This is a genomic window from Psychromarinibacter sp. S121 (genome assembly GCF_049801035.1).
Taxonomy (GTDB): Bacteria; Pseudomonadota; Alphaproteobacteria; order Rhodobacterales; family Rhodobacteraceae; genus Psychromarinibacter.
Genome location: NZ_JBNAGE010000004.1, coordinates 383,737 through 401,560 on the forward strand (window position 1 = coordinate 383,737; position 17,824 = coordinate 401,560).

Sequence of the window (17,824 nt, forward strand, 5' to 3'; positions counted from 1 at the left end):
GCCCTACCCGAAACCATGTCCTGCTCGCGGGCGTTTGCCGCCCATTTCGCCGCGGGCCTTTATCGTTCAAGCGGTTGTGCCCTGCGACGGTTGCTGTAACTCTGATCGCAGCGCAGTTCAAAGGAAAGCACGGGAGACACGCCGATGGTCCGAGAGCGCCTGAGTGTTGTCGTTACGCGACGGTTGCCCGAGGTGGTGGAAACCCGGATGACCGAGTTGTTCAATGTCGAACTGCGCGACGATGACCGGCCCTTCACCCGCGAGGAATTGGCGGACGCCATGCGGCGCAGCGACGTGCTGGTGCCCACGATCACCGATATCATCGACCAGGCGCTGTTGGCGCAGGCGGGCGACAAGCTGAAGCTGATCGCCAACTTCGGCGCCGGGGTGGATCATATCGACGTCCAGACCGCCCGACAGCGCGGCATCCTCGTGTCCAACACGCCGGGGGTGCTGACCGAGGATACCGCCGACATGACGATGGCGCTGATTCTCGCCGTCACCCGCCGCATCCCGGAAGGGCTTGCGGTGATGCAGGCCGGCACCTGGGGCGGCTGGTCGCCGACAGCCTTCCTTGGCGGCCGCGTAGGTGGCCGGCGGCTGGGCATCCTTGGGATGGGCCGCATCGGGCAGGCGGTCGCGCGACGCGCGCGGGCCTTCGGGATGCAGATCCACTACCACAACCGCCGCCGCCTGCATGAGGACATCGAGGAAGAACTGGAAGCGACCTACTGGGACAGCCTCGACCAGATGGTCAGCCGGATGGACGTGATCTCGGTCAACTGCCCGCACACGCCCTCGACCTTCCACCTGATGAACGCGCGGCGGCTGAAGCTGATGAAACCCTCGGCCGTGATCGTGAATACCTCGCGCGGCGAGGTGATCGACGAGAACGCCCTGACCCGGATGCTGCGCGCCGGTGAACTGGCGGGCGCCGGGCTGGACGTGTTCCAACGCGGGGTCGAGGTGAACCCGCGCCTGCGCGAGCTGAACAACGTGGTGCTGCTGCCGCACATGGGCTCGGCGACGCGCGAAGGTCGGGCCGAGACCGGCGAGAAGGTGATCATCAACATCAAGACCTTCGCCGACGGACACCGGCCACCGGACCTTGTCCTGCCCTCGATGGTCTAAGGACCGCCCGAGGGCCAAGCACTCTGCAGGTCTGCGCGGCACGATCTTTCAGAGGATCGTGTCGCCGAACCTACCCGATGCACTGGACAGGCACCCGGTCCCGCGCCACTTTGGGGTCAGTGTTTCAGCAATTCCCGTTCGTCCCGATGCCTTTGCCCGCCCTCCTGATCGCCCCGGACCGCTGCTGATCCATGCTGCGGCGTCCCATCCTGCTGATGCTGCTTGTGCTCGCCGCCTGCTCGCGCCCGTTGGCGCCCGGCGAAAAGGCGCTGGCCGAGGATATGTTCGGCCCGACCATCGACACCTCGCGGATTCGCGTGACCGAAGGTCTGGGCCTGTCGCCGCTTTCGCCCGCAAAGCCCTTGCCGCCCGCAAGCGGCAAGATCGAGCTGCGTCCCGGCCTATGCGACCGCACCGCGCCGAACACCGGCCCGCCCGAGCCGCCGCCCGCCTTCGCCGTCTACAACCGCATTCACATGATGCCCGAGTTCTACCACGCCGAGGTCATGCCCGACTGGCCGCACCGTCTGCGTCTGCCCGAGGCAGTCGTGTTCGCCCATGAACTCGTCCACGTCTGGCAATGGCAGAACCGCGCGCGCACCGGCTATCGCCCCGCCCGCGCGGCGTTGGAAAGCGTGTTCAACCAGGACCCCTATTTTTACATCCCGGACGACGGCAGCGACCTGCTCGCCTACGGGTTCGAACAGCAGGCCGCGCTGTTCGAGGATTACATGTGCTATCTGATCTTCGATCCCGAAGCCCCGCGCCGGGCCGAGATCCGCAAGATCCTCGCCCCTTATTTCACGCTCGACCGGCTTGAGAAGGCGATGGGCCGTTGACGCTATAATTCCAGCCATGGAAGGCACCGTTGCGACATGCCGTGGGCCCATGTCGCTTTTCTTCCTCTATCGGTCGGCTCCCCCTGCCCTGCGCGCCTGAAATTCTGCAAATTGTGCCGGAATCACAGCGGAGCCCAGCCAGATGAAAACCCATGTCAAAGCCCTCGTCGTCGGCGGTGGCGCCGTCGGCGCCGGGATCGCCTATCACCTTGCCCGCGCTGGCTGGTCCGATGTCATGCTGCTGGAGCGCGACGAGCTGACGTCCGGCTCGACCTGGCATGCCGCGGGCCTGCTGCCGCTGTTCAACATGAGCTATGCGACCAGCCACATCCACGACTACTCGGTGAAGTTCTACAAGACGCTCGAGGAAGAGACCGGCCTGAACGCGGGTTTCTCGGTGGTGGGCAACCTGCGGATGGCGCAGTCGCAGGCCCGCATGGACGAGTACATGCTGTACGCCTCGACCGCCGAGACAGTGGGCGTGCCCTATGAATGGATGTCGCCCGCGCAGATCAAGGAACGGTGGCCGCTGGTTCACACCGACGACCTGCTGGGCGCGATCTACCACCCGACCGATGGCTACATTAACCCCGCGGACGTGACGCAGGCGATGGCCAAGGGCGCCCGGCAGCGCGGCGTGACGATCGAGCGCAAGTGGCAGGTCGATGGTTACGAATGGACCGGGTCCGAATGGAAGGTGTCGGTCACCAAGATGGTCGAGAAGGGCGGCAACCTTGTCCCGTCCGAAGAGACCGCAGTGATCACCGCCGAGCATGTCGTGACCGCCACCGGCAACCACGCGCAGCGCACCGCGAAGCTTCTGGGCATCAAGATCCCCGCGATCCCGGTCGAACACCAGTTCATCGTGACCGAACCCGACCCGGCGCTGGTCGAGTACCGCAAGACCTATGGCGAACACCCCGTGCTGCGGGATGCGGATGCCAAGTGGTACGTCCGCGAGGAACGCGGCGGCTGGATCCTTGGCCCCTACGAGGAAGGCGCGCCGGCGCGGTTCGAGTATGGCGTTCCGGACAGCTTCCGCGCCGACCTGTTCCCGCTGGACCTCGAACGGATCGAGGAAGAATACATGTCGATGATCCACCGGATTCCGACGACCGAACCGCTGGGTCTGAAGGACGATTTCAACGGCCCGATCTGCTATACCCCCGACGGCAACCCGCTGGTCGGCCCGGCGCCGGGGCTGCGCAACATGTGGCTGGCCGAGGGCTTTTCCTTTGGCATCACCGCCGCCGGCGGCACCGGCTATTACCTTGCCCAGATGATGGTCGAGGGCGAAGCCGAGATCGACATGGCCTCGCTGGATCCCAAGCGGTACGGCAGCTGGATCACCACCGAATACGCGGCGCGGAAGAACGAGGAGTGCTACGCCCACGTCTTCGTGCTGCACCACCCGGACGAGGAACGCGAAGCCTGCCGCCCGCTGCGCACTGGCCCCGCCTATGACCGGCAAAAGGCCGAGGGAGCCCAGTTCGGGCAGGTGAACGGGTTCGAGCGGCCGAACTACTATGGCCCGAAGGACGCGCCCGCCGGATTCGATCACGACGCGCGCAGCTTCCGCCGGGGCGGATGGTGGCAATACGCGAAGGACGAGGCGCAGGCGATCCGCGAGACGGCGGGCCTGATCGACGCCACCGCCTTCGCCAAGCACGTGATCACCGGTCCGGGCGCCGAGGCGTTCCTTGACTGGTTCACCACCAACAAGCTGCCGAAACCGGGCCGCATCAACCTGACCTACGCGCTGACCGAGGCGGGCACCACGCGGGCCGAATACACGATCATCCGTGAGACGCCAGAGCACTGGGTGCTGATCTCGTCCGGGGCGCAGCACGCCTATGACCGCGACTTCCTTCTGAAGGCGGTCGAGGACAAGGAACCCGAGTTCGGCCGCATCAATGTCGAGGACTGGACGACCCGTTACGGCGCCTTCGCGCTGGCCGGACCCAAGGCGCGCGACATCCTGAAAGAGATCATCAAGGACGCCGACCCCGACACCGCGCTGTCGAACAAGCGGTTCCCGTGGCTGTCGTGCCGCAACATCGAGCTGGGCATGTGTCCCGTTGTCGCCGTCCGCGTCGCCTATACCGGCGAGCTGGGCTGGGAGTTGCACCACCCGATCGAATTCCAGAACTACCTGTGGGACCTGCTGGTCGAGGCCGGCGCGAAGCACGGCATGAAGCTGGTCGGCGCGCGGGCGCAGAACTGGCTGCGGCAGGAAAAATCCTATCGCGCCTTCGGCAACGAACTGGGCCGCGACGCGACACCGCTGGAGGCCGGGCTGGACCGCTTCGTCGATCTGTCCAAGGACTTCCACGGCAAGCAGGCGATGACCGACAAGGGCATCCGGTCGAAATGCGTGACGGTGCTGATCGACGGCCCGGAAGACGCCGATCCGTGGGGCCGCGAGGCGCTGTACGACGGCGACACCAAGGTGGGTCGTCTGACGTCGGGCGGCTACTCGGTGGCTTTCGGCAAATCGGTCGGCATGGGCTATGTCCGCCCGGACCTCGCCGAGACCGGCCAGAAGCTGAAAGTGAAGATGTTCGACAAGCTGTGGGACGTAGAGGTGACCGAGGACAGCCCCTTCGATCCGAAGAACGAGCGCATCCGCATCGACGGATGACGCGCATCGGGCCCGCCGCCACCCCGGCGGGCCCGCTTTTCTTCAGGTCTTCGCGCGCTCGTACAGCGGATTGTCGTCGTACCGCCCCGCGAACATCTTGTCGGACCGGTAATCCAGCTTGCGCAGCCGCCGCGTCGCCTGCCCGGTGGCGCGCATCATCGCCTCGGTCTCATTCAGCGCATAAACCGCGTCTGCCGACACGTCGCCGAACCCTTGTTTCGCCAGTTGCTTCGCCATCGAGAACGCGGTGTGCCGGCTCATCGTCACCAGCGAGCAGTTTTCGAGGATCGACTCGTAGTCGTCCTGATACGAGCCGCGCAGTTGCGACAGGCTTTGCACCAGCAGCGCGGCGCGAATCCCATAGCCGCGCCCCAGCGTGATCGCAGAGGTCAGCGCCGGCATCTTTCCCAGCTGCGCCGCCTCGTCCACCAGCAGTAGCGTCGGCGTCTCCGGCTTGTTTTTTCTGCGCAGCATCCGCTGCAGCATCGCAGTCAGAAGGATGCGCACCAGCGACGCATGAGAGGCCAGCCGCTCGGGCGGGATCACAAGGTAGATCGTCAGCGGACGCCCCTCGGTCAGCATGCCCGGCTTCATGGAATCGCCACGGATGCAACGGCGCACGCCCTCGCCCGCCAGCATGCGAAGCTGTTGCGCCGCGGTCGCCTCGATCCCCGTGCGGGTCACATCGGCCAGCCGCAGGTAGGCGCCGATCTTCTGCTCGACGAAGGGATGCACGCCGGAATCCAGCAACCGCCAGAAATACTGCAACTGGTCGGGCATCGAGAACGCCTCGTACACCCCCGCCAGCGTCCGGTCTTCGGGATGGTATTCGTGCAACGCCTGCACGATCAGCGCCGCGATGATGTCTTGCCCGGACTCGTCCCAGAACGGGTCTTTCGGCATCGCGCCGCGCGCCATGTTCGAGAACAGGTGGGCGATGGAATAGGCGTCGTCGATCAACTCGGGGCTGCCGACCGACAGGTGTGCCAGCGGGTTGAACTGGCCGCGCCCATCCGAGACCTGCCGGAACGGGTCGATGATCAACACCTCGCCCAGCGAGCGGCGGTAGCGGGCCGTGACGTTGGCCAGTTCTCCCTTCACGTCGACCGCGATGATCGCGCCGGGATAGCTTAGCAGTTGCGGAATCGCGAAAGAGGCGGATTTGCCCGACCCGGTGGGGGCGACGACCAGCCAGTGCCCTTCGTTCTTCGGGTCGCGAACGGGGCTGGCGGCAGTCGGCTTCGACGTTTCGGGCGGTTCCGGCGGCTGCGAGGGGGTGGGAGCAAAGCCGAAAACGGTCTTTGGACTGGTGCGGTGAGGCCAGCCGAGCAGCAGGGACATGGACAGACTCCTGGACGGACTCCGGCTGTACCCGGGCGGGGACCCGAAGCCGAAGCAGGTTGGTGCAAAGCAGGTTTTGAGTGTCTGGCCAGAATGGTCAGAGGCACCGGGTCTGGCCAGAAATCTTTGCCCGCCCGTGTCGGATTTTGCGCTTGACCGGAACGACCCCCCGGATTCGGCTGGCAGAATTCCGGCGCCTGTTTTTCAGGCTAGCTCACGCGGGCCGGATTTTGCGCTGACATGGTGCGCGCCGCTCTCGTCAGGCGAGAATGTCCGGCATCTGGAACCCGCGCAGGAACTCTGCCGATTCCATCGCGCGCTTGCCGGGACGCTGGGCGCTCAGGATCTCCACCGCGCCCTCGCCGCAGGCGATCGTCATTCCGCCAAGCACCTGCCCGGGCGCACCCGACCCTTCAGCGACCCGCGACAGCAGCAGCTTCACACGCTCGCCACCCATCTCGCACCACGCGCCGGGGAAAGGCGACAAGCCCCTGATCTGCCTGTCGATTTCCACGGCGGGACGGGTCCAGTCGATCCGCGCCTCGGCCTTGTCGATCTTCTCGGCATAGGTCACGCCCGCGTCCGGCTGCACCTCTGGCGTCAGTGTATCAAGCTTGTCGAGCGTCGCGGTGATCAGCCGCGCACCCATTCTGGCAAGCCTGTCGTGCAGCGTCGCCGCGGTCTCGTCCGGCGCGATATCCAGCGCCTCGCGCAACAGCACCGGCCCGGTGTCGAGCCCCGCTTCCATCTGCATGATGCAAACGCCGGTCTGCGCATCGCCCGCCATGATCGCGCGCTGGATCGGCGCGGCCCCACGCCAGCGCGGCAAAAGCGAGGCGTGGATGTTCAGGCACCCGTACTTCGGAGCATCCAGCACCGGCTGCGGCAGGATCAGCCCATAAGCCACGACCACCGCGATGTCGGCATTCAGCGCCGCGAACTCTGCCTGCGCCTCGGCGTCGCGCAGCGTGCGGGGATGGCGCACCGGCAGGCCCAGCGCCTCGGCCCGCGCATGGACCGGGGTCGGCCTGTCCTTCTTCCCACGGCCCGCCGGGCGCGGCGGCTGACAATAGACACAGACGATCTCGTGCCCGGCATCCACCAAGGCGTTCAGCACCGTGACAGAAAAGTCCGGTGTTCCCATGAATACGATGCGCATCTGTCAGGCCCCTTCGGCGTCGCTTGGCGCACAGCACGCCCTGACAGAGGGGTGCCCGCCGCAGCAGTCTTCGATCAGGTATCCCATAAGCCCGCCAAGCGCATCAAAGTCCACCCGATAGATCACCTGCCGCGACACCCGTTCGGACGTGATAAGGCCCGCCTGCGCCAGCCCCGCCAGATGGAAGGACAGTCGCGAAGGTTGTGCGCCGACCTCGGCGCCGATCACACCGGCGGCGGCGCCGTCCTCTCCGACAGACACCAGGTACCGAAGCACCCGAAGACGGGTCGCATCGGACAGCGCCGCAAGGGCCTTGAGGGCTTGACTCTCTTCCATATCTCAACATTTCATGAATTATTGATTCATACAAGGAGGACCTTGGCATGAAGACCCTTTCCGAACTTGGCGATCTGCTGGACACGGCCCCGCGCAACGCGGCTGTCAGGTTTCGCGTCGATGCGACACAGCTTGGCGACGGCTATCACGTGACCGAACTGAAACTGGCGCAGATCAAGGGCATCGATTGCGGAGGCCGTCGCAACGATTGGCCGGAAACGCTGATGCAGGTTCTCGACGGTCAGGGTACCGCGCCACTTACAGCGCGAAAGCTCGCCGGCATCCTGCGCCAAAGCATCGAAGCGATCCCCGGGTTGGAAGCAGCGCCGCTGTCGGTCGAATGCGCACCGGGCAACATCGGGCTGTCGCGCTACACCATCGGGGCCGCCGACCTGGCGGCCGGGCAGGTGATGCTGTCACTTGAAGCCGAATATGCCTTGTGCAAGCCGTCAGCCACCGGGTGCTGCGCCCCGGCGAAAAGCGCCTGCTGCGCCTGACGGACGGCGAGGTCGGCGGCTACCGCAGCTTGGCGGCCTTCTTCAGCAGCATCTGACGCTTCAGCCCGCTGAGGTTGTCGAAATACATCCGCCCATTCAGATGGTCGATCTGATGCTGCACGCTCGTCGACCACAGATGAACAAGGTCGCGTTCCTCGGTCTCGCCCTGTTCGTTCAGGAAACGGACGGTCACCGCACGGGGCCGGGTGATCTTGGCCGAGATGCCGGGAAGGCAGGGGCTCGCTTCCTCATGGTCGCGCGGCTGGGCCGAGGCGTGCAGGATTTCCGGGTTCGCCATGCGGATCGCTTGCCCGCGCTCCTCCGAGGCGTCGACCACCGCCAATCGCAGCATCACGCCGATCTGCGGCGCGGCAAGGCCGACGCCGGGCATCGCTTCCATCGTGTCGACCATGTCGTCCCAGATGGCGCAGATCTCGTCGGTGATTTCCTCGACCGGCGCGGCGGCGGTGCGCAGGCGCTTGTCGGGCCACTTCAGGATCGGACGGGCGGTCATGCGGTCTCTCCCTGCGCGGCGCGGTCTTCGAGCGCGGCAAGCACCGTTTCGGCCTTTGCCCGCGCGTCCGTCTCCAGCACGTCCGGGATCAACCGGCCTTCCAGATGATCGAACTCGTGCTGCGCACAGATCGCTTCCATCCCCGTCAGCCGTTGTTCGATCACCGCGCCATCCAGACCGCGCCAGCGCATCGTGATTTCGGCGGGGCGCGTGACCTCGACCGGGACGTCAGGGATCGACAGGCAGCCTTCCTCGTGCATCGCTGTTTCCTCCGAGGCGTCGAGGATCTCGGGGTCGATCACCACCACGGGCGCGCGTTCGCCATCGTCCTTCCAGTGGCAATCCATCACGAACATCCGCAGCGAGACGCCGACCTGCGGCGCGGCCAGCCCTCGGCCCGGCGCGTCGTACATCGTCTCGGCCATGTCGGCGGCGAGCGTCCGGATCTCTTCGGTGATCTCCCCGACCGGCTGCGCCTTGCTGCGCAGCACCGGGTCGCCCCACAGGCGGATCGGCAGGCGGCTCACGCCCGCGCCCGCTCGCGTTTCAGCTTCTGCATCTTCCGCGTGATCATCTGGCGCTTCAACGGCTTGAGGTAGTCGATGAACAGCTTGCCGTCGAGGTGGTCGATCTCGTGCTGCACACAGGTCGCCCACAGCCCTTTGAAATGCTCTTCCTGCGCGGTCCCGTCCACGTCAAGCCAGGACACCTTCACCTCGGCGGGGCGTTCGACGTCGGCATATTGCTCGGGGATCGACAGGCAGCCTTCCTCGTAGACGCTGGTCGCGTCCGAGGACCACGTGACCTCGGGGTTGATCAGCACCAGCGGCCGAGGTTCGGCGCCTTCCTCTTTCACGCAGTCCATCGTGATCATCCGCACCATCTCGCCCACCTGCGGCGCGGCAAGGCCGATGCCGGGGGCGTCATACATGGTCTGCAGCATGTCATCGGCCAGCGTCCGGATGTCGGGCGTGATCTCCGCCACGGGCGGAACGACCTTTTTCAGGCGCGGGTCGGGGTGGATTAGGATGGTCCGGATCGTCATGCCGCTGATTTAGGGGATGCCTGCCATGCGTGCAATGTCCCTTGCAGCCGCAGTCACAAAGGCTAGCCTGCCCGCGAAAGAAAACGAAGGCACCAATCCCATGAATTTCGACGAGATCAAGCAGCGCGCTGGCACCTTCAGCGCCAAGTTCGACGTGATGGAGACCTTTGCAGGCGTCTCGCCCGAGGACGGCATCCCGATGTGGGTCGCGGACATGGACTTCAGCGCCGCGGACTGCGTTCTCGATGTTCTGCGCGAACAGGCAGAGCACGGGTATCTCGGCTATCCCGGCCCGGCGTCCCTGGTGTCCGAGGCGGTGGCGGGCTGGATGAAGACCGCCCACGGCTGGGACGTAAAGCCCGAATGGATCAGCTATACCCACGGCGTCGTCGCGGGCTTCGGCATGGCGCTAGAAGCGTTCTCGGACCCCGGCGACGATATCATCCTGTTCACCCCGGTCTATCATGCGTTCTTCAAGAAGGCCGCCGCCAAGCGCCGCGGCGTGCTGGAGTCGGAACTGGTGGTGAAGGACGGTCGGTACGAGATGGACCTGGCCGCGCTGGAAGGGAAACTGACGGGCCGCGAAAAGATCGCCGTCCTGTGTTCGCCCCACAACCCGGGCGGTCGCCTGTGGGATGCGGACGAGATCCGCGAACTTGCGGCATTCTGCGACAAGCACGACCTGCTGTTGTTGTCCGACGAGATCCACATGGACCTTGTCTTCCCGGGCGCAAAACACGTGCCCACAGCCGTCGCCGCGCCCGAAAGCGTGCCGCGTCTGGTGACAATCACCGCAGCGTCCAAGGGCTTCAACCTTGCGGGCGGCGAGACCGGGTTCATGATCGTGCCGGACGAGGCCCTGCGCGCAAAACTTGCCCCGGTTCAGTTGGAATACGGCGGCACGCCCAACCGTTTCGGCATGCTGATGACCCGCGCGGCCCTTACCGGCGGCGCCGAATGGAGCGAAGCGGTGCGCGCGTATCTTGCCGACAACTTCGCCCTGTGGCGCGACAGGATCGGCGCGCTGCCCGGCATCAAGGTGATGGACATGCAGTCGACCTATCTGTCGTGGGTGGATTTCACCGACACCGGCATGTCACCCGAAGAAACCGACCGGCGCATTCGGCAGGACGCCCGCATCGCGCAAAGCCCCGGCGCCGACTTCGGCACGGGGGGCGAGAACTTTCACCGGTTCAACCTTGCCATGCCCCGCCCGCGCCTGATCGAAGCGATCGAACGCCTGGAAAAAGCCTTCGGCGATCTTCAGTGATGACAGACCCGGCGGTCCCGGCGCTCAGGCGTCGGGGCTTGCCAGAAGGCCAGCGGGCGCATTCTCGTCCCGAACGAAATCCAGCGGTGCGCGGTCGACAGCGGCGGTGTTGCGCTTGAACTCATAGACCATCTCGCCGTCTTCCTCGCCACTGGCCACGATCAGGCACTGGTAAAGATGCACGCCGCCATTGTAGAGATCGACCAGCCCGCGCAGGTGCGGAGCGTTCTCGGCATCCAGTGCGAAACCGCCGTCCCAGAAGCGCAGCACGCGATAGACCTCGTCCCCGACCTGCACACGCAGGCGGCTTTTCTTGTTGAGGTCCGCCTTGCGGGCCGCTTGCAGCCCCTCAAGCACTTCTTTCGGCAGGTATTCGGTCATCGCAGCATCTCCCTTGCCGACAGGAATCGACGCTGGTTCGGATTCGGTCAAGTGAACTTTCGGAAAAACCGAAGAACTTCGTCGGGCGGTTCAACGGGCGGTTGCTCGCGGTCGCAGAACGTGCGGCCTATCCGGGTCATACAGCGCAGAATCGCGGAAATCGCGAGCCCGTGAAAGAGCCGGCCCCACAAGGATTAGCGCCGTTCTGGTTATCTTCTCGTCGCGAACCTTCTCGCGCAGATCGGACAACGTGCCCCGGATCAGTTTCTGGTCCGGCCAGCCGACGCGATAGGCCACGACCGCGGGACAATCCGCACCGTAATAGGGGATAAGTTGACGCTCGATCTCGCGCAGCGCACGCACGCCAAGGTGGATCGCCAGCGTCGCGCCGGTGCGCGCGAAATTCTCCAGCGTCTCGCCCTCGGGCATCGAGGTCGACTTCATCGACATCCGCGTCAGAACGATGGACTGCGCGATTTCCGGGATCGTCAGTTCCTGCCCCAGTGCCGCCGCGGCGGCAGCGTAGGCGGGAACACCGGGGACGATCTCGTAGGGAATGCCATCGGCTTCCAGCCGCCGGATCTGTTCGGCGATCGCGCCATACAGGGACGGGTCGCCAGAATGCACCCGCGCGACATCCTGCCCGCGCTCGTGCGCCGCGACGATCTCGGCATGGGTTTCGTCCAGCGTCATCGGTGCGGTGTCCATCACCCTAGCGTCGGACGGCGCGCGCGCGACCACCTCGGCAGGCACCAGAGAGCCCGCGTAAAGGCAGACCGGACACGCCTCGATCACCTTCGCGGCCTTGATCGTCAGCAGATCCGGATCGCCCGGGCCGGCTCCAACGAAGAACACGGTCATGTCAGGCCTCCCATCACCACAGGCGCAACAGGTCCCCTCCCCCGGGGGTGGGTTAGGGAGGGGGAGACATTAACAGAGGAGGAAACAGCGCTACGACACATCCGACAAATCCCCATCAATCTTCCGAGCATACCCGCGCGGCGTATACATCCGCGCGCCTTCGCCCGACTGCCACAGGCGCGACTGGGACGAGCCCACCAGCACCACGGTCAGCATGTCCACCTCGTCAACCTGCAGATCCTCCAGTCGGCGATAGCGCAGCTCTTCCTCCGGCCGCCCCAGCGACGACGCCAGCAACACCGGGCAATCCGCGGGCCGATGCTGCAACAGGGTGTCCCGCGCCAAGGCCAGCAGGTCCCGCCGCCGCTTGGACACCGGGTTGTAGAAGGCGATGACGAAGTCCCCCTCTGCCGCTGCCTTCACCCGCCGCAAGATATCCTCGCGCGGGGTCAGCAGGTCCGACAGCGAGATCGCACAGAAATCGTGGCCCAGCGGCGCCCCCGCCCGCGCCGCCGCGCCCTGCAGCGCCGACACGCCGGGGGCCGAGATCACCTCGACCCGCCGCGCCGCGTCGGACACGCCGTGGCTGTCGCGGTCCAGCAGTTCGAAGACCAGCGCCCCCATCGCGTAGATCCCGGCATCGCCCGAGCAGATCAGCGCCACGTCGCGCCCTTCCGCCGCGCGTTCCAGCGCGAAGCGGCAGCGCGCCTCCTCGCCGCCCAGCGGGAAGTCGTGGCGCGGCTTGCCCGCCGCCAGTGGACCCAGCAGGTCGATGTAGAGACCATAGCCGACCAGTTCGTCCGCCTCGGCCACCAGCCGCGACGCCTCGGGCGTGCGCCAGGCCGCCTGCCCCGGGCCGATGCCCACAAGCGACAGCCGCCCGCGCGTCCGGCCCTCGGGGGCGACCGGGTCCGGCGAAACGGTCAGCGCGGCGGTGCACATCGCCGACTTGCGTTTCGGATACCAGATCGCGGCCCCGGCATCGCCGCAGGCCAGCGCCGCGTTCTCGGCAACGCCATGGGTGCCGATCTCGGCAAAGACAACGTCGGATGGCGTTTCGCTGCGTGGCGTTTCCGCCTCCAGCTCCTCGGCAGAGAACAGGCGCAGCGGGACGCCCAGCCGCTTCGCCAGCGCCAGCACGGCGGGTTCGTCGGCCTTGATCCCAGCGGTCGCAACGGCCGCCAGCGCCCCCGGTGCAAGACTGGCCTCGGCCAAAAGCCCGTCCACCAGCGAAGCCAGTTCTTCCGGCGGGCAGTTGCGCGAAGCCCCGACGCCCAGCACCGCGCGCTGTGGGTGATAGACCAGCGTTTCGGGCGTCGCGGGTGCCACCGGCTCCATCGTGCAGACGATCTGAACCGCGTCGCCCTCGGGCAGGTCCGCAAGCCATGTCGCCCGCGCGGCCTCGTCGCCCGTCACGCGGGCCCCGCCCCCGGACAGCAGCGCCGCCATCGCGTCCTTCGCGGCCTCGGGGTTGGCCAGCACCCAGCCCTCGGGCGGCTCATCCAGCGCGACGCCCAGCACAACATCGCCAGCGGTCGTGACAGCAGCCGTGGCGTCCAGCGCTTCGGCGATTCGCCGTGCCAGCCGGTTCGCGCCGCGATGCCCGCCGAGCAGCGGCACCACCACCGCGCCATCGTCCGACACCGACAGCACCGGCGGCTCGGTCCGCTTGTCGGACAGCAGCGGCGCGACGGCGCGGATCAGGATGCCCGACGCGCAAACGCCGATCACGGGCGTTCCGGCGGCGAACAGGTCGCGGGCGTGGTCCAGCGCGTTGGGGAAGAAGGCATCGGCCTTCTCCACCCGGCCCTCGCGGCCATGGACCGGCGCGCCCAACGCATCGGCCACGCGATGCGCGGTAGCTTCGCCGGACCGGGACAGGGCAAGGATGACGGGAGTTACAGCCACGGATCGGCCCCCTTGGTCAGCAGGATCATCGAGAAATACGGCGCGTCTTCGGGGGCATCCGACAGCGGCAGCACCTTCTCGGCCGCCATGGTCGCGCGTTCCACATAGACGGCCTGATCGGTCAGCCCCAGCCGGTCCAGCACCGAACGGATGCGCGGCAGGTGGCGACCGACCTTAAGGATGGCAAGGCTTTCGGCCCCGGCGATCCGCGATTCCAGTTCGCCGTCGGGCAACGGCCCGGGCAGCACCGTCACGCGTTCGTTGCGGGCGGCCAGCGGCATTCCCGCGCGCGCGGCACAGGCGGTCAGCGAGGTGACGCCGGGCACGATCTCGACGGGGAAATCGCCCTTCAGACGCGCGTGAAGGTACATGAAGGAGCCATAGAAGAACGGGTCGCCCTCGCACAGGCAGACCACGCCGCGGCCCGCTTCCAGTTCGGCGCGGATCGCCAGCGCGCCGAGGTCATAGGCGGTCTGCGCCGGGGCGCGGTCGCGGGTCATGGGAATGGACATGACGATCTCGCGGGCGGTGTCCGGGATCAGGTCGGCTGCGATGGACCGGGCAAGGCTGTCGCCGCCAGCAAGCGAGGGGTAGGCGATGACCTCGGCCGTTTCGATCAACCGGGCGGCTTTTCGGGTGATCAGGTCGGGGTCGCCGGGGCCGAGGCCCACGCCGTAGAGGGTGGGTTTGGTCATTGGCGTCCCCCTCCCTGACCCTCCCCCCGGTGGGGGGAGGGGATTGCGGTGCGCTGCGTCATCGCTTGACGAGGCTCCATTGCGTGACCGGCATCAGCGGGCGCCAGCCGGTCAGGCTGCCGACCGGTTCGGCCCGGTTGACCTGCAGTTTCACCAGCTGCCCACCGTGCTCTTTGTGCAGCGCGATCAACTCGGCCTCCGACTCCAGCGTCACCGCGTTGGCGACCAGCCGGCCCAGCGGCTTCAGCGCCGCCCAAGCCGCCTGAAACACCGCGGACGACATACCGCCGCCGATGAAGATCGCGTCGGGCGCTTCCAGCCCGGTCAATGCCTCCGGCGCGTCTCCCGCGATCAGCTCCAGCCGGGGCGCGCCCAGCGCAAGCGCATTGGCCGCCGCCATCTCGCGCCGGTCGGCGCGGGGCTCGATGCCGATGGCGCGGGCATAGCGGGCCGCGCGCATCCATTCGACCGCGACCGAGCCGCAGCCCGTTCCGATGTCCCACAGCAGCGCCCCGCGCATCGGCATCAGCTTCGCCAGCGTCGCCGCACGGATTTCCTGCTTGGTCATGGTGCCATCGTGGCGGAACAGGTCGTCGGACAGGCCCGGCACGCGCGGCAGCAGGGCGGCATCGGGGGCGGCGATGCATTCGACCGCAAGCGTGTTGAACGCCGGGACCTGATGCGACCAGCTTTCGGCCACGCCATCGAACCGCTGTTCCCGTTCGCCGCCCATCGCGGCCAGCACCGTCATTTTCGACGCACCGAATCCGCGTTCAGCGAGGAAAGCCGCGATCCGGGCTGGGGTGTCCTCGCCCGTGGTCAGGATCAGCAGCCGCGCGTCGGGCTGGATGAAGGCGATCATCTGCTCGACCGGACGGCCATGGACCGTCAGCGTCTCGACATCCGCCAGCGACCAGCCCATCCGGGCGGCGGCCAGCTGGAAGGCCGACAACTGCGGGTGATAGGTGATCTCGGACGGGTCGATGGCGCGGCCGATGCGGGCGCCGACCGAGAACCACAACGGATCGCCGGTGACGAGGATCACCGCACGCCGCCCCTTCAGAGACCGGATCGTGTCGATCATCGCGTCGAACGGGCTGGGCCACGCGATGCGCTCGGCTTTCACCGCGCCGGACAGGTCGTGGTGCCGGTCTCCGCCGACGATAACGTCCGCCGCTTCGACCACGGCGCGGGTCGCAGGGGTCAGGCCGGCGAGACCGTCCTCTCCGATGCCAACGATATGAAGCCAGGGTGTCATGGGGTCTCCTCCGGCAGTCCGGCGGCAAGCGCGTTCACCGCCGCCGAGGCCATCGCGGAACCGCCGCGCCGGCCGCGCAGCGCGACGAAGTCGCAACCCCGCGGATTGGCGGCAAGCTCCGCCTTCGATTCAGCCGCACCGACGAAGCCCACCGGGAAGCCGAGGATGACCGCCGGTTTCGGCCAGCCCTCGTCCAGCCGTTCGAGAAGGTGGAACAGGGCGGTGGGCGCATTTCCGATCGCGACGACCGCACCGTCCAGCCGATCGCGCCACAATTCGACCGCCGCGGCAGAGCGGGTGGTGCCCAGGTCGCGCGCCAGCCCGTGGGTGCGGTGATCGTTCAGAGTGACGATCACCTCGTTCTCCACCGGCAGATTGCGCCGGATCACGCCCGCGCCAACCATCTCGCAATCGCAGATCACAGGCGCGCCCGCGCGCAGAGCGGTCTCTCCGGCCTCGAACGCGCCTTCCGAGAAAGCCAGACGATCCGCGATCTCGACCATGCCGCAGGAATGGATCACCCGCGTGACCAGCCGTGCCATCCCGGCGTCGAACCGGTCAAGCCGCGCCTCCCGCCGGACGGTGGCGAAGCTTTCCGCGTAGATCGCGGCGGGGTCCTTCAGGTAGGGGCGCATCTTCGGCGGCATCTTTCGTGGCAGCGCCGGACACCTCCGGCAGGGGTATTTTGGGTCAGAAGAAGCCCAACGTCACTTCCGCGTCGAACGCGCGCTTTCCGGGCCGTGCGGGTGGTCCGCGTGGGGATAGGGCGCGTGGTGGTGGTGGTCGTGCCCGTGATCATGGTCATGGTCATGATGGTGATGATGGCCGTGGCCGTGATCGTGGTGGTGATGGTCGTGGTGGTGGTGATGCGCTGCCATTTCCAGCCTGCACTCGCCGGTGCAGAACGTGTCGCACAACGTGCAGTCCGCCACGTTCGAGCCGGGCGCCGAGGCCCCCTGCCCTTCGACATGGTGGTGGTGGCTTTCCTGCACCGCGCCGACCTCGGCCTCGAACCCCAGCACCTGCACCCGGTACTTGCACAGCACGCAGGTGGGCGGCGGCATATCGGCGAAGGCGGGGTGCTTGCGGTCCTCGGGCTTGATGTGGCGATGCTCGCCATTTTCCAGCGCCAGCACCTGCTCGCGGTAGGCGCAGACACCGCAGTTCGGCACCGGCACGCCGCTGGCGATCTCGCGGACACGCTCGGCGAAGGTTTCCAGCACCTTTGGGTGGTCGTTCAGGTAGCCTGCCTTGACGAACTGGATCTCGGGATGCGCGGCCGCGACCTTGTCGGTGAAGCCATAGATCCGGTCGATCAGGATACCGGTGAACAGGAAGTACGGAAACACGATGACCCGTTTGTAGCCCAGCTTCGCCACGTGGGTCAGGCAGGGCTCGACCAGCGGGAATGTGACTCCGGAATAGCCGATCTCGCACCAGCCGAAGCCCATGCCCTCCCACAACATCCGGGCGATCTTGGCAACGTTGGCGTTGGCGTCCGGATCAGACGCGCCGCGACCGATCACCACAAGGCAGGTGTCGTGAAGCGAGACCTCGCCATGCTTGGCGTTGGCGCGATCGACGGCTTCCTGTACCCGCGCGCCGGCGGCGGCGATCATCTTGGGGTCGACGCCAAGCTCGCGGCCATAGGCCACGTCCAGCCCGTGCTTGGCGGCGTAGGTGTTCAGCACCGTCGGGATGTCGTTCTTCGCGTGCATGGCGGCGAACAGCATGCCGGGCACGGCGAGGATCCGGTCACAGCCCGCCTCGCGCAGACGGTCCAGCCCGTCGCGGATCACAGGGTTGGCGAATTCGAGATAGCCATAGTCGGTCAGCCAGTCGTCGGGCAGGTAGGCCGGAAGCTTCTGCGCCAGCACCGCGAATTCGTCGACGGCGGCTTGGCTGCGCGAGCCGTGACCGCAGATCATCACGCCGGTCTTGCCCATGG

Annotated in this window: 18 protein-coding genes; 5 read left to right on the plus strand and 13 right to left on the minus strand. The window is 66.8% G+C overall.

All coding sequences use genetic code 11. The annotated features are described in order from the left end of the window. Positions 1-144 precede the first annotated feature (144 nt). The 3 genes from ACP156_RS20325 (at position 145) to ACP156_RS20335 (ending at position 4,611) form a co-directional block, all read left to right on the plus strand. The gene (locus ACP156_RS20325) at positions 145-1,131 is read left to right on the plus strand and encodes a 2-hydroxyacid dehydrogenase (protein WP_425053206.1); all 987 of its coding nucleotides are present in this window, start codon (positions 145-147) and stop codon (positions 1,129-1,131) included. A gap of 191 nt (positions 1,132-1,322) precedes the next feature. Further along, positions 1,323-1,970: a hypothetical protein gene (locus ACP156_RS20330; RefSeq protein ID WP_425053207.1), complete on the plus strand. Its 648-nt coding sequence runs from the start codon at positions 1,323-1,325 to the stop codon at positions 1,968-1,970. Between the two features lie 142 nt (positions 1,971-2,112). Continuing rightward, the gene (locus ACP156_RS20335; RefSeq protein ID WP_425053208.1) at positions 2,113-4,611 is read left to right on the plus strand and encodes a GcvT family protein; all 2,499 of its coding nucleotides are present in this window, start codon (positions 2,113-2,115) and stop codon (positions 4,609-4,611) included. Between the two features lie 42 nt (positions 4,612-4,653). On the opposite strand, the gene ACP156_RS20340 is transcribed toward ACP156_RS20335, so the two are convergent. From ACP156_RS20340 to ACP156_RS20350, 3 genes are all read right to left on the minus strand, one after another. Continuing rightward, positions 4,654-5,952 (minus strand): type IV secretory system conjugative DNA transfer family protein, encoded by a 1,299-nt coding sequence (locus ACP156_RS20340; RefSeq protein WP_425053209.1) that lies wholly within the window; start codon positions 5,950-5,952, stop codon positions 4,654-4,656. Between the two features lie 259 nt (positions 5,953-6,211). Then, a complete protein-coding gene (gene fmt, locus ACP156_RS20345; RefSeq protein ID WP_425053210.1) occupies positions 6,212-7,111 on the minus strand; it encodes a methionyl-tRNA formyltransferase in 900 nt (299 codons plus the stop codon). Positions 7,112-7,114: 3 nt separating this feature from the next. Continuing rightward, positions 7,115-7,447: an ArsR/SmtB family transcription factor gene (locus ACP156_RS20350; protein WP_425053211.1), complete on the minus strand. Its 333-nt coding sequence runs from the start codon at positions 7,445-7,447 to the stop codon at positions 7,115-7,117. 47 nt (positions 7,448-7,494) lie between these two features. On the opposite strand from ACP156_RS20350, the gene ACP156_RS20355 reads away from it, so the two are divergent. Next, positions 7,495-7,944 carry a DUF6428 family protein gene (locus tag ACP156_RS20355; RefSeq protein ID WP_425053212.1) on the plus strand — a complete coding sequence of 150 codons (450 nt, stop codon included), beginning with the start codon at positions 7,495-7,497 and terminating at the stop codon, positions 7,942-7,944. 19 nt (positions 7,945-7,963) lie between these two features. Here the strand turns inward: ACP156_RS20355 and def (ACP156_RS20360) are convergent, their stop codons facing one another. From def (ACP156_RS20360) to def (ACP156_RS20370), 3 genes are read right to left on the minus strand one after another with little or no spacing between them, the layout of a single operon-like run. Beyond that, the gene (def, locus tag ACP156_RS20360; RefSeq protein ID WP_425053213.1) at positions 7,964-8,458 is read right to left on the minus strand and encodes a peptide deformylase; all 495 of its coding nucleotides are present in this window, start codon (positions 8,456-8,458) and stop codon (positions 7,964-7,966) included. Next, positions 8,455-8,985, minus strand: a complete 531-nt coding sequence (def, locus tag ACP156_RS20365; RefSeq protein ID WP_425053214.1) for a peptide deformylase — start codon at positions 8,983-8,985, stop codon at positions 8,455-8,457. Before def (ACP156_RS20365) ends, def (ACP156_RS20360) begins: the two co-directional genes overlap by 4 nt. Next, positions 8,982-9,503: a peptide deformylase gene (gene def, locus ACP156_RS20370; RefSeq protein ID WP_425053215.1), complete on the minus strand. Its 522-nt coding sequence runs from the start codon at positions 9,501-9,503 to the stop codon at positions 8,982-8,984. The genes def (ACP156_RS20365) and def (ACP156_RS20370) overlap by 4 nt, the downstream gene beginning before the upstream one ends. A gap of 100 nt (positions 9,504-9,603) precedes the next feature. Here def (ACP156_RS20370) and ACP156_RS20375 point away from each other — a divergent pair, with 100 nt between their 5' ends. After that, positions 9,604-10,773 carry a MalY/PatB family protein gene (locus ACP156_RS20375; protein WP_425053216.1) on the plus strand — a complete coding sequence of 390 codons (1,170 nt, stop codon included), beginning with the start codon at positions 9,604-9,606 and terminating at the stop codon, positions 10,771-10,773. 24 nt (positions 10,774-10,797) lie between these two features. Here ACP156_RS20375 and ACP156_RS20380 read toward each other — a convergent pair whose 3' ends face one another. From ACP156_RS20380 to ACP156_RS20410, 7 genes are all read right to left on the minus strand, one after another. Then, positions 10,798-11,154, minus strand: coding sequence for a hypothetical protein (locus tag ACP156_RS20380; protein WP_425053217.1), 357 nt, complete (start codon positions 11,152-11,154; stop codon positions 10,798-10,800). A 90-nt stretch (positions 11,155-11,244) separates the two neighbouring features. Next, on the minus strand, positions 11,245-12,015 hold the full coding sequence (cobM, locus tag ACP156_RS20385; protein WP_425053218.1) for a precorrin-4 C(11)-methyltransferase: 771 nt from the start codon (positions 12,013-12,015) through the stop codon (positions 11,245-11,247). A gap of 90 nt (positions 12,016-12,105) precedes the next feature. Continuing rightward, entirely contained in the window at positions 12,106-13,923 is a 1,818-nt protein-coding gene (gene cobJ, locus ACP156_RS20390; protein ID WP_425053219.1) for a precorrin-3B C(17)-methyltransferase, read from the minus strand. Continuing rightward, on the minus strand, positions 13,914-14,618 hold the full coding sequence (gene cobI, locus ACP156_RS20395; protein WP_425053221.1) for a precorrin-2 C(20)-methyltransferase: 705 nt from the start codon (positions 14,616-14,618) through the stop codon (positions 13,914-13,916). The genes cobJ and cobI overlap by 10 nt, the downstream gene beginning before the upstream one ends. Positions 14,619-14,676: 58 nt before the next feature. Further along, the gene (gene cbiE / locus ACP156_RS20400) at positions 14,677-15,876 is read right to left on the minus strand and encodes a precorrin-6y C5,15-methyltransferase (decarboxylating) subunit CbiE (protein ID WP_425053222.1); all 1,200 of its coding nucleotides are present in this window, start codon (positions 15,874-15,876) and stop codon (positions 14,677-14,679) included. Beyond that, complete coding sequence (locus tag ACP156_RS20405) at positions 15,873-16,511, minus strand: precorrin-8X methylmutase (protein ID WP_425053278.1); 639 nt, start codon at positions 16,509-16,511, stop codon at positions 15,873-15,875. Before ACP156_RS20405 ends, cbiE begins: the two co-directional genes overlap by 4 nt. A 72-nt stretch (positions 16,512-16,583) precedes the next feature. Then, positions 16,584-17,822: a sirohydrochlorin chelatase gene (locus tag ACP156_RS20410; RefSeq protein ID WP_425053223.1), complete on the minus strand. Its 1,239-nt coding sequence runs from the start codon at positions 17,820-17,822 to the stop codon at positions 16,584-16,586. Positions 17,823-17,824: the final 2 nt, after the last annotated feature.